We start from the raw sequence: 11,043 nt of genomic DNA on the forward strand, positions 1-11,043 counted from the left end.
CCAACCGGGGCAGACCGCACCGCTCGGCCAGTCGGATCGTCGGGACCAGCCCGGCATGCGCGATCAGGTCCGGGTCGTCGAACGCGGCGAACAGCGTCGCCGGGCTGTGGGAGACTTTCACTTACGAGGTGCCTTGCTTCGTGGGATTGATGAGGGCGTAGGAACTCCCATCATCCCAGGTCAGCGGGCACCTCTTCTCATTTCGTCGTCCACAGACCGGCTATCGCGCGGTGGATCCAGGATGAGAGGTACTGCGTGCAGGCCACCGAGGCTGCTGCCTGGCGGTGAGTCTCACGTCGTCCTGACGCCCCGGTCCGGAAGGTGAAGACACCGGGCCGGGGGTATTTGCATTCGTCGCCGGTCGGCCCCGGCCGGCTGGCAGTTGTCACGTGCGGGGCTCGGCGCTGTCCTTACCCGAAGTGATGACGAGTTTGCTAGCGATCTGCGGCACAGGGACCCCGTTGGCCCGCAGGCTGTGGGAGCAGGCGGCCATGTCGTCGGCGACGACCTTGGGCCGCCCGCCGTACCAGCCGCGCTCGCGTTCGGACTCGGCCATTGCGGGTGCCGATACAGCATCCGTGCAGGTGGCCGCCTTGAGCGCCGCTCTCCGGCCGGGGCCGCTGCCTGTCCCGCGATCTTCACGGGACAGGGGTCGGGCGGCCTCATGATCCGTCGTGCCGCCGCGCCCGGCCTGCCTCGCCATGGCCAACACCTTCACCCTCCCGCGCCTGCTACCGAGGAGCGAGCGGGACAAAGACCTCATGCAAAGGGTGCTCGATGGACTACGCGAACTGGTCTGACCCGCTCGTCATCTTCGTTCCCGCCACGGTGACCTCGTCCGCCAAGATCGTGGTTGCCGGCGGCTTCAGGGTGGGCAAGACGACCCTGATCGGCAGCGTGTCCGAGGTGGCCCCGCTGCGGATGGAAGGACCCATCACCATCGACAGCGTCGGCATGGACGACCTGCGCGGGACGCCGGAGAAGTCCACGACCACGGTGGGCATGGACTTCGGCCGCCTCCACCTGGCTGGCGGACAACTCGTCCTCCACCTCTTCGGGCTGCCGGGGCAGCTGCGGTTCCGGCCGCTGTGGGAGGACCTGGCCGAGGGGACACTGGGTTGCCTGGTCCTGGCCGACACCCGAGACTTGGATGCCTGTCACGGAGCCCTGGACCGGCTCGAAGCCCAGAAGATCCCGTACGCCGTCGCGATCAACACCTTCCCCGACGCCCCGGCCTACGGGGCGAGCGAACTACGCCAAGCCCTCGCACTCGACGCGCAGACCCCGCTGACCACCTGCGATGCCCGCGACCGCACCTCCTCGCTCCACGCACTCATCATCCTCACCGAGTACCTCACCGCGCCCCGCGCAGCCGCACCCCTGGAGCCCTGGAGCCCTGGAGCCCTGGAGCCCTGGCCATGATCCCCACCAGCACCGGATCCCTCACCGGGCCGGACAGAATCCCCCTGTACTCACCGGAGTTCGCCGACGACCCGCACGCCGCATACGAACGCATGCGCAAGATCCACGGCGCGCTGGTGCCCGTCGAACTGGCCCCGAACATCCCCGCGACCCTGGTGATCGGCTATGCCCAGGCCCGGCGCATCCTCAACGACCCGCGCGTGCGGCAGCAGCAGGCGCCGGCGTCCTGTCCGGTGCGGCCGATGATGGATTGGCGGCCCAACGCCCTGCGCAGCAGCGGTGCCGAGCACGCCCGCTACCGCTCGGCCGACACCGCCGGCCTCGAAGCGATCGACCAGCACGGACTGCGCGCACTCGTGGAGCAGGTCGCCGACTCCGCCATCACCGACTTCCGCACGACCGGCCGCGCGGACCTCGTCAGCCAGTACGCCTTCCCCATCGCATTCCGGGTCCTGAGCACGCTGCTGGGCCGCTCCGACGAGATCGGTGCCCGGATCGCCGACGGCATGGCCCGCGTCTTCGACACCACCGACGCCGCCTGCGGCAACCACATCCTCGACCAGGCCGTCGCCGACCTCGTCACCCTGCGCCGACACCAGCCGGCCGACGACATCACCACCCGCCTGATGGCCCACCCCGCCCACCTGGACGACCGGGAGATGAGCCATCAGCTCATCACTCTCTACGGCGCCGGAATCGAGCCGCTGACCCACCTCATCGTCAACACCTGCCGCAAGCTCCTCACCGGCGAGGAGTTCTCCACCTCCCTGCACGCCGCCCAGTCCACCGTCCGCGACGCCCTCGACACCGTCCTCTACACGGACCCGCCCCTGGCGAACTACTGCATCACCTACCCGCCCTACCCCGCGGACATCGACGGCACCCTGCTCCCGGCCCACCAGCCGGTCGTGATCTCCATGGCCGCCTGCACCAACGACCCCGAACTCGCCCTCGGGCTGCCCACGGACGCCATCACCGGCAACCGCGCCCACCTGGCCTGGAGCGCCGGCCCTCGCATTTGCCCGGCTCGCTCCCATGCCTACCTCATCGCCGAGACCGCCATCAGCCACCTCCTCGACGCGTTCCCGGAGATGGGCCTCGCCGTCCCCGCCGACGAGCTGCGCCGGCGCCCCGGCCCCTTCCACCGCGCCCTGGAAGCCCTGCCCGTCCTCGTCCCGACCACCCACTGAAGGAGTCCTCGTGCCCGAGCAGCCGATACTCGCCCTCGACCCCGAAGCGTCCGACCACCACGCCGAGCACCAGGCCCTGCGTGCCCGCGGTCCGGCCACCCAGGTGGACATCCTCGGCGTGACCGCCTGGTCGATCACCGACCCCGCCCTCCTCAAGCAGTTACTCACCAGCCCGCAGGTCTCCAAGGACGGCCGCGCCCACTGGCCGGCCTTCGCCGACACCGTCCCCACCTGGCCCCTCGCCCTGTGGATCGCGGTGAGCAACATGTTCACCGCCTACGGCGCCGACCACCGCAGGCTGCGCCGGATGGTCGCGCCGGCCTTCAGCGCCCGCCGCATCCAAGCCATGCGACCGGCCGTGGAAGCGATCATCACCGGTCTCCTCGACGACCTCGAAACCCTGCCCGCCGAAAAGAGCGTCGACCTGCGCGAACAGCTCGCCCACCCGCTGCCGATCGCAGTGATCGGCCGGCTCATGGGCGTCCCCGAGAACCAGCGCCGGGGCTTCCGCTCCCTGGTCGACGGTGTCTTCGCCACGACCCTCACCACCGAGCAGGCCGCGGCGAACACCGCCGCCCTGTACGGGGCCCTCGACCAGCTGATCGCGGCCAAACGCGCCCTACCCGGCGACGACATGACCTCTCTGCTCATCGCGGCCCGCGACGACGAGGGTGATGGCTGCGGCTTCACGGACGAAGAACTGCGCGACACGCTCCTGCTGATGATCAGCGCCGGGTACGAGACCACCGTCAACGTCATCGACCAGGCGATCACCGCCCTGCTGACCGACCCGGAGCAGCTCGGCCACCTCCGCGCCGGCCGTGCCGACTGGAGCGACGTCGTCGAGGAGACGCTGCGGCACGAACCCGCCGTCAAGCACCTGCCCCTGCGCTACGCCCTCACGGACATCCCCCTGCCCGACGGACAGACCATCGCCGCAGGCGAAGCGATCCTCGCCTCCTACGCCGCCGCCAACCGCCATCCCGACTGGCACGGCGAATCCGCCGACCGCTTCGACATCATCCGCCCCACGAAGGACCACCTGGCCTTCGGTCACGGCGTGCACTTCTGTCTCGGCGCCCCACTCGCCCGCCTCGAAGTCGCCACCACCCTGCAGCAGCTGTTCGACCGGTTCCCCGACATCCGCCTCGCCGTCCCCGCGGCCGAACTGAAGCCGCTGCCTTCGCTGATCAGCAACGGACACCAAGCCCTGCCCGTACACCTGCGCCCGGCCTCACGCTGAGGCCGAACCAACCGGGAAGACCGTCATGACCACCGCCCCGATCACTCCGCTCACTCCGGCCGAGCGACGTGTCGCCGACCATCTCGTCCGCGGCCTGGAGCCCCGCGTCATCGCCGTCGAGACCGGCCTGTCCCCGAACACCGTCTCCAGCTACCTCCGCACGAATCGGACAAAGCTGCACTGCCCGACCCGCAGCGCGCCACACGTCCCGGTGCACCGCCTGCTCAGCTCGGGGCAGGCCACCCCGCCTTCTGCGACCGAACCGACGCCCGATCTCACCCCGGCACGGCGGCTGCTGCTGAGAACCTTCGCCAAGCGCACCAGCCCCTACGCCGTCGCCCGCGATGCCCGCATCGCCCCGGCCGACGTACGCCGAGGTCGACACACTGCTCGTCGAAACGGGAGCCGACGACACCACCCGGCTCGTAGTGCCGGCCCACGTCCGGGGCTTCCTGGGAGCCGACCGAGAGGCAACGATCCCAGCAGAGGCACGCCGGTGAACACAACCTGCCCTCCTGACCTGAGCCCGAGCGCCGAGAGGCAGGCCCCGAGCGACCGCCGGCGCGGTTCCGTCTACGAGGTGCGGCTATTGGACATTGCTTGACTTCCACCTTCCAGACGGCAGAGAGGCAGCAGATTCATTGGTCGCTCGGGCGGTGCCGGCATCCCGTCGCCTTCGGGCGGTCGGCCGTTCGAACCTCATTCGTCACAGGGGTTTCGAGCGTCGGCGATTCGGCCATTCCGGGCGCCGGCTCAGCGCGGACCAGCTCCGCCGGATCCGCCTCGATCCGGCCGAGCACGACATGTGGGCCGTCCACGACCTTGTCGGCTGGCAGGAGTTGATGGCGCCCCTGGCCTTCGCCCGTATCGACGCCATCGAACGAGCCCGGCGCGGCGAAGGCCCGGCCTACCTCATCACGCATATCTGATCCGCGTCATGCTGCCCACCGAGGAGACACCGTGCCCGTCGAGGACATCAACACCCAAGCCTGGATCGTCTACGGCCGGCGCCAGCTGGCTCGCGGCTACATGCCGCCCATCCCCGACCACCTGGCCTGGACGCCCTGGGAGGGGGTCGGACCGGGTGGTGAAGTACTCGGCGACATCACCGGCCGACGTGTCCTGGACATCGGCTCCGGGGCCGGCCACCACGCCGTGCATCTCGCCCACGCCCACGGCGCTCGCGTCACCGGGATCGAGCTGTTGCCGACCCAGCACGAGCGCGCCGTCTCCACGCACGCGGATGTGCCGGGCGTGGAATTCACGCACGGAGATGTGGCCGAACACCTCGCCCGGTCCGAACCGTTCGACACCGCGTACGCCATCGGCACCCTGGCCTTCATCGACCCGCACCGCGTGCTGCCCGCACTGCGCGACGGTCTGCGCCCTGGCGCGCCGCTGATCCTTTCGCTCCTGCACACCGACCTGCACGGCCGCGGCCCGTCCACGGAGCTGGCACCGCGCGAGCAGATGATCCTGTTGCGCGAAGATCCCTCCTTGCCGACTCAGATGTGGGTCCTCGCACCGCAGCTGTGGGAGGACCTGCTCACCGAGTACGGCTTCCGTGTCGAGGCCATCGACCTGCTGCACCACCCCGAGGAAAGCGCACCGGTCATCCAGCAGCTCATCCGGGCCCGACGCCTGCCCGACCGGCCGGCGCGGGTTTCCAGCCGCCCCCGCAGCGCCAAGCCACCGCAGGCGCACGCGGCCGTGGGTGTCGGCGCGATCCTCCTCAGCGCGCAGGGACTGCTCCTGGGCCGCCATCGTCGCGGCACCGTCGAACTGCCCGGCGGAACCGTCGAGCGCCGAACGATTCGTTGGAGGCGATGGCGACGCTGTTCTTCTCCTCTCGCTCGGTCAGGACCTGGAAGGGTTCTGGCACAGATCTTGGGGAGCGGTCGCGGAGAGTGACCCAAGTCGGTCGTCGCCTGAAACACCGTTCGCCTGGTGGTTTCGGAGCGAGATTCACCCTGCGAGCCGGGCAGTGCGTGCCACGATGAGCCCATGAGCGATGAGCGCCGCAGCTTACTTGCCGAGAAGACGCCCTTCCCCGACGACCTCGATGATCGACTGCATGCCCAGCTCACTTTTCTCGTCGAGATCGACCAGCTCAAGACCATCCTTCGTCAGTCTCCCCTCGCTGCGGCGGACCGCCGTGAGAACGACGCGGAGCACTCGTGGCACTTGGCGATGATGGTTGCGATCCTCGCCGAGTACTCCGACCGGCCTATCGATGCAGGCCACACCATTCAGCTCGTTCTCCTGCATGATCTTGTGGAGATCTATGCCGGCGACACGCCCCTGTACGACAGTGCCGCGGGGAGTGATCAGAATGAACGGGAAGTTGCCGCTGCTGACAAGCTCTTCAGCTTGCTTCCGGCGGATCAGGCTCAGCGTATGCGACTTCTGTGGGACGAGTTCGAGGAACGTCGCACTCCTGAAGCCAAGTTCGCCAAGGCGATGGACCGGCTGCAGCCACTCCTTCTCAACTGGATGGCGCGTGGCGGTACATGGCGCACTCCGGGCGTCACCGCTGATGATGTCCGGGCCCGCAAGGCTGTGATCGGGGAGGCATCCGCCTCCCTGTGGAGGGCTGGGCGGTGCCTCATCGACGAGGGGGAGACGCGCGGCTGGTCGAGACGAGCCGCGCCCCGGGGTTGACGGGTGCCACGTCGTTTCTCTGCCCTGGAGAGCGCGTCACGCGGTCACTGAAGCAGGATCATCTCGCGGAGTAGGGCGTGTTGCGAAAGTGCTGGTCACAGCCACTCATCGATGGCTGCGACCAGCACGGTCGCCTCGTAGCGGACGGCGAGTTCCTCGTACCGGGTGGCCACGGCTCGGTGGCGCTTGAGGCGATTGATCCCGCACTCCACCGCGTGGCGCTCCTTGTAATCGGCCTTGTCGAACTTCGGCGGACGGCCGCCGCGAGAGCCGAGCTTCTTGCGGTTGCGGACCTGGCCGGCCTTCTCCGGGATGGTGCAGCCGATGCCGCGTCTGCGCAGATAGGCGCGGTTCACGCGGGAGCCGTACGCCTTGTCGGCGCGGACCTTGTCCGGCCGGGTTCGCGGCCGGCCCCGACCAATGCGGGGCACCCGGACGCCCTCCAGGACCGGCTGGAACTGCGGACTGTCGTGTCGCTGGCCGGCGGTGACAAGCAGCGACAGCGGCCTTTGCCCCTGCTCGACCGCCAGGTGCAGTTTGGTGGTCAGCCCGCCGCGCGAGCGTCCGAGGTCGTGGTCGTCGGGTTCGGTGTCGACGCCGCCGGGAGGCTCCTTCTGCAGTGCCCCTTTTTACGCGCCCCGGCGGCATGCTGGTGGGCCCGGGCGGTTGTGGAGTCCACGCTGATGTCCCACGTGATCAGGCCCTTCGCCTCGGCCTCGGCCTGCAGCTGCTCGAAGATCCGCTTCCAGGTGCCGTCGCGCTGCCGGCGCCGGAACAGGTCGTAGGCCCGGTCCCACGGCCCGTACCGCTCCGGCACGTCGCGCCACGGGGCACCGGTCCTGGTCCGCCACCGGATGCCGTCTATCAACTGCCGCCGGGTCCACACCGGTGGACGGCCCGGCTTTTTGCCCAGCGGCAGCAACGGCTCAAGCCGAACCCACTGGTCGTTCGTCAGATCACCACGCCCCACGGCAGGTGATCATTCACGACCAAGATCGACTTTCGCAACACGCCCTAGCACCTTTCACGTCTTGATCGATGTCGGCTTGGCCGCCCAATGCACTCCGCTCTGGGCCATGGTCAAGCGTCCGCGACGCCGCCGGGCGCCGTTCGGGCGGGGCACTCGCCGGCGTGCGTCGCGCGGCTGAGGCCGGGTGGGGGACCGTCGGTCGGCAGGTTCTGCGGGCCTCCGTCGTGTTCGTCCGAGAGCGGGGCGAAGGCGACGTCCAGACGGGTGAGCCCGCGGAAGTTGAGGCTGCGCTGCCACTGTGGCGCGGTGCCGGCAAGGCGCAGGCCGGGGAGCCGGGTGAGGAGTGCTTCCAGTGCGATCGCACCTTCCAGCCGGGCCAGCGCCGCGCCGAGGCAGAAGTGCGGTCCGTGCCCGAACGCCATGTGCCGTCCGCCGGGCCGCTCGAAGTCCAGTACATGGGGATCGGGAAACACGGCCGGATCCCGGTTGGCGGCACCGCACACGAGGAGCACTGTCTGCCCTTCGCCAATGATGCGGCCCGCCAGGTCCAGGTCCTGCCGCGCCCGGCGCAGCATCAGCTGTACCGGGGCGTCGTAGCGCAGGAGCTCCTCGACTGCGGCGGGCATCAGGTCGGGTCGGCGGCGCAGTTGGTCGGCCGCGTGCGGGTGGCGGAGCAGGGCGAGTGTGGCGTTGCCGATGAAGTGGGTGGTCGTCTCGTGGCCGGCGATCAGGAGCAGGGCGCAGTTGGAGAGGAGTTCGTCGAAGTCCTGGTCGGTGTCCTGTGCCTGTGCGGTCACCAGCGCGCGCAGGGTGTGGGGGGTCGGCGGGGTGTCGTGGCGGGTGAGGAGTTCGCGGAGGTAGGCGAGCATGTCCGCCATGCTCTGCGAGGCCGCGCGGTTGCTGTCGGCGTCGAGCCGGGAGTTGCCGATGGCTTCGGCGATCGGCTCGGACCAGGCGGCGAGGGCGGGGCGGTCCTGCTGCGGTACGTCGAGGAGGTCGCAGATGATGGTGAGAGGCAGGGGGCGGGCAAGGTCCGCGACGATGTCCATCCGACCGGTCGGCGCGGCGTGGGTGATGATCCGGTCGACGGCTTCGACGATCCGGGCGCGGAGTGCCGCTACTGCCCTGGGGGTGAAGGCCCTGCTGATCAGGGCCCGCAGCCGGGGGTGGTCGGGGGCGTCGCGGTAGAGCATCTGTCGGCTCAGGACTCGGGCCAGCGGCCGCAGTTCCTCGGAGACGGCTGCGATGTCGGGATAGCGCACTGAGGACAGCCTCGGGTCACCTGCGGCGCTGCTGACCACTGCGTGCCCGGTCGCGATCCAGGCGTCCAGGTGGCGGTCCCAGAAGAGGTCGTCGGCGCTCCGCAGCTCTTCGTAGAAGTCGTAGAGACGCTCTTGGACTTGGGGACGAAAGGCCCGTAACAGCGATGGCGATGTACGCATTGTCCGATGCTAGCCTCGTGCTTTCGCGAGGTGGGCTGTTCGGGAATGTTTCCAGAGCGCGAAGCAGGAGTGCGGCCTGGACGACTACCGGGTCCGCCGCTACCCCGGCTGGCACCGCCACATCACCCGGCCACCGCTACGGCCAAACCGCGCAGTCCCACCCGGGGCAAGTTCCTCCAACGTCGTGCTCTTGAAAGTCGGCACCTAGCGGCAATACCGGTGATTTAGGTTGTTTTCCGGCTGGTTGAAGTGGCTCTGGTCGGCCCGACCAGCCGGACCGTCGGGGTGTCTGGCCGTGGTGGGCTGTGGTGCTCGGCTCGTTTGAGGGCCCAGTTGGACATCTTGCGTTTGATCACGCGTGGGTTGGAGCGTAACCGCCGTGCGGGCAGCAGCCGTTCGGTGATCTCACGCAGGCTCTGGGTGATGGACCGGGCCAGTCGCGAGGGGGGAAAGCGCCGCCTGCCCGGTGACGTGGCGGCGGACGACGCGAAGGGTGCGGGTGAAGGAGATCCGGTCGGGATCGTACCCGGCCTTGAGGGCGGCCCGGTGCATCAGGTCCCGCAGCGCGTGGTGGACCAGCAGGAACGCGAAGATCTCCTGTTCGACGCCGCGTGGGTGCCGGGAACGCAGCACCAGCCCCGGGACGCCCTGGTGGTTCTTGATCTCGTCCAGGGTGTTCTCGATCTCCCACCGCTGGGCATAGAGGGCGGCAAGCTCCTCGGCCGGTGCCTGGGCGGGGTCGAGGAGGGTGGTGATCAGCCGGTAGACGGTGCCGTCACCGCCGCGTGGGCCGAGGGTGTACTCGATCACCCGCACCCGCTCGGGGTCCGCGCGCCGGTAGTGGTCCCGCGCGGCAACGATCTCCGACAGGTAGGAGCCGTCGGGGAGCAGTTCGACCACGGGAAGCACGGCGACGCTGCGGACCCGCCACAGCAGGTCCGCGCCGCCCGCCTTCGCGGCCCGCCACAGGTCGAGGCCGCAAAAGCCCCGGTCGGCGAGCACCAGCATGCCCTTCGTCAGCGCGGGGAACAGCCGCTGGGCCAGGACGGTCTCGTGGACCTTGAGCGGTCCGACCTCGGCCGCGAACACGGCATGGGTGCCGCACTCGGCCAGGGCCGCCACCCTCGCCTGCGGATACGCACTGCGGCCCTGTCCGCGACTGGTACCGGGACCCCCGAAGAACTGGGCGTTCGCCGCGGTGTCCGGAACGTCGAAAACCGTGCCGTCCACCGCGACCAGCCGCCACCGCCGGTACCAGGCCCCCTGCGTCCGCGCGACCGCCACGGGCCGGCACACCCGGGCGAACAGGGCCCGCAACGGCTCCGGCCCAAGCCGCAGACGGGCCCGGCCGATCGCCGCCGTCGTGGGCACCCGCCAGGTGGTCGCCCACCGGCCTTCGCGCTCCAGTCCCTGGACCAGAAGCCGGGCCACCTCTTCATAGCCCTGCCCGAAGAACAGACACATCGCCAGGGCGAAGTAGACCACCACCCGTGCCGGCAGCAGCCGCGTCCGCTGTTCGACCCTGCCGCACTCGGCGACCACCTCGTCGATCAGCTCCGGCGGAAACGCCCGCGTCAGCACCCCCAACGCGATCCGATCCGAGAACCGATCAACCCCCGACGACTTCACCTGACCCGGTCTTGGCACACCCCATCCAACGACCAGAACCCACCAAAGTCACCGGTATTGACCCTAGCGGTGATTTGTTGACTTGGGGCAGAGTCCGCAGCAGACCGGCAGGTGGGGGATTTCCGCAGGCCGGAGGTGGCCGTGACGGTGACCGCGAGTCGTCCGTGTCCGCCGGCGCCGGAACCGCTGGAGGGCTATGCGACCCAATTCGACGACCTCTTCTCCTCGCTCGCCCAGCGGCGCGGGTTCCGGGAGTACCTGGCCGGGCTGCTGCTGCCGCGGGACCGGAACAAGATGCTCACGGCCCTGGCCGGGGCCGAACCGGTGACCGGTGCCCAGCATCCGGCGGTGCAGCGGCTGCAGTTCTTCCTCTCCGAGTCGCCCTGGGACCCCGAGCGGGTCGACGCCCGGCGCCTGGAGCTGCTGCGGGCCGATCCGGCGACGGTCCCGCACGCCGASGGSGTGCTGGKCATCGACGACTCCGGG

Annotated in this window: 11 protein-coding genes and 1 pseudogene; 7 read left to right on the top strand and 5 right to left on the bottom strand. The window is 69.6% G+C overall.

Translation table 11 applies throughout. The annotated features are described in order from the left end of the window. Window positions 1-385 precede the first annotated feature (385 nt). Window positions 386-556: a hypothetical protein gene (locus tag DIZ27_RS42885; protein WP_181383993.1), complete on the bottom strand. Its 171-nt coding sequence runs from the start codon at window positions 554-556 to the stop codon at window positions 386-388. A gap of 221 nt (window positions 557-777) precedes the next feature. Here DIZ27_RS42885 and DIZ27_RS42890 point away from each other — a divergent pair, with 221 nt between their 5' ends. From DIZ27_RS42890 to DIZ27_RS42905, 4 genes are read left to right on the top strand one after another with little or no spacing between them, the layout of a single operon-like run. After that, window positions 778-1,422, top strand: a complete 645-nt coding sequence (locus tag DIZ27_RS42890) for an ATP/GTP-binding protein (protein WP_181383994.1) — start codon at window positions 778-780, stop codon at window positions 1,420-1,422. Further along, on the top strand, window positions 1,419-2,612 hold the full coding sequence (locus DIZ27_RS42895) for a cytochrome P450 (protein ID WP_109383705.1): 1,194 nt from the start codon (window positions 1,419-1,421) through the stop codon (window positions 2,610-2,612). Before DIZ27_RS42890 ends, DIZ27_RS42895 begins: the two co-directional genes overlap by 4 nt. A 10-nt stretch (window positions 2,613-2,622) precedes the next feature. After that, window positions 2,623-3,855, top strand: a complete 1,233-nt coding sequence (locus DIZ27_RS42900; RefSeq protein WP_109383706.1) for a cytochrome P450 — start codon at window positions 2,623-2,625, stop codon at window positions 3,853-3,855. 25 nt (window positions 3,856-3,880) lie between these two features. Continuing rightward, window positions 3,881-4,459, top strand: a complete 579-nt coding sequence (locus tag DIZ27_RS42905; RefSeq protein WP_258308873.1) for a LuxR C-terminal-related transcriptional regulator — start codon at window positions 3,881-3,883, stop codon at window positions 4,457-4,459. 34 nt (window positions 4,460-4,493) lie between these two features. On the opposite strand, the gene DIZ27_RS46380 is transcribed toward DIZ27_RS42905, so the two are convergent. Then, window positions 4,494-4,778 (bottom strand): hypothetical protein, encoded by a 285-nt coding sequence (locus tag DIZ27_RS46380; RefSeq protein WP_181383995.1) that lies wholly within the window; start codon window positions 4,776-4,778, stop codon window positions 4,494-4,496. A 106-nt stretch (window positions 4,779-4,884) separates the two neighbouring features. Here DIZ27_RS46380 and DIZ27_RS48200 point away from each other — a divergent pair. Together DIZ27_RS48200 and DIZ27_RS42920 are read left to right on the top strand one after the other, a co-directional pair. Then, window positions 4,885-5,415 (top strand): annotated as a pseudogene (locus tag DIZ27_RS48200) (class I SAM-dependent methyltransferase); the annotation flags it as partial. A gap of 444 nt (window positions 5,416-5,859) precedes the next feature. After that, complete coding sequence (locus DIZ27_RS42920) at window positions 5,860-6,516, top strand: HD family hydrolase (RefSeq protein ID WP_109383707.1); 657 nt, start codon at window positions 5,860-5,862, stop codon at window positions 6,514-6,516. A 95-nt stretch (window positions 6,517-6,611) separates the two neighbouring features. Here DIZ27_RS42920 and DIZ27_RS42925 read toward each other — a convergent pair. From DIZ27_RS42925 to DIZ27_RS42935, 3 genes are all read right to left on the bottom strand, one after another. Further along, window positions 6,612-7,486, bottom strand: a protein-coding gene (locus DIZ27_RS42925; protein WP_109383708.1) for an IS5 family transposase whose coding sequence is annotated in 2 segments (ribosomal slippage) — window positions 6,612-7,139 and window positions 7,142-7,486 — 873 coding nt in all. Because the reading frame shifts where the segments join, the coding sequence is not laid out codon by codon here. Between the two features lie 110 nt (window positions 7,487-7,596). Then, entirely contained in the window at window positions 7,597-8,928 is a 1,332-nt protein-coding gene (locus DIZ27_RS42930; protein WP_109383709.1) for a cytochrome P450, read from the bottom strand. Between the two features lie 405 nt (window positions 8,929-9,333). Further along, a complete protein-coding gene (locus DIZ27_RS42935; protein WP_109383710.1) occupies window positions 9,334-10,575 on the bottom strand; it encodes an IS4 family transposase in 1,242 nt (413 codons plus the stop codon). A 129-nt stretch (window positions 10,576-10,704) separates the two neighbouring features. On the opposite strand from DIZ27_RS42935, the gene DIZ27_RS42940 reads away from it, so the two are divergent. After that, window positions 10,705-11,043 (top strand): transposase (locus DIZ27_RS42940; RefSeq protein WP_146229127.1); only part of this gene is annotated, 339 nt, incomplete at its 3' end.

The organism is Streptomyces sp. NWU339 (genome assembly GCF_003143855.1).
Taxonomy (GTDB): Bacteria; Actinomycetota; Actinomycetes; order Streptomycetales; family Streptomycetaceae; genus Streptomyces.

What these genes read in the sequence shown, in the direction of transcription:
- DIZ27_RS46380 (WP_181383995.1), bottom strand. Translation starts at nt 4,778, where the DNA reads ATGCGTGATGAGGTAGGCCGGGCCTTCGCCGCGCCGGGCTCGTTCGAT.
- DIZ27_RS42930 (WP_109383709.1), bottom strand. Translation starts at nt 8,928, where the DNA reads ATGCGTACATCGCCATCGCTGTTACGGGCCTTTCGTCCCCAAGTCCAA.
- DIZ27_RS42905 (WP_258308873.1), top strand. Translation starts at nt 3,881, where the DNA reads ATGACCACCGCCCCGATCACTCCGCTCACTCCGGCCGAGCGACGTGTC.
- DIZ27_RS42890 (WP_181383994.1), top strand. Translation starts at nt 778, where the DNA reads ATGGACTACGCGAACTGGTCTGACCCGCTCGTCATCTTCGTTCCCGCC.
- DIZ27_RS42920 (WP_109383707.1), top strand. Translation starts at nt 5,860, where the DNA reads ATGAGCGATGAGCGCCGCAGCTTACTTGCCGAGAAGACGCCCTTCCCC.
- DIZ27_RS42885 (WP_181383993.1), bottom strand. Translation starts at nt 556, where the DNA reads ATGGCCGAGTCCGAACGCGAGCGCGGCTGGTACGGCGGGCGGCCCAAG.
- DIZ27_RS42895 (WP_109383705.1), top strand. Translation starts at nt 1,419, where the DNA reads ATGATCCCCACCAGCACCGGATCCCTCACCGGGCCGGACAGAATCCCC.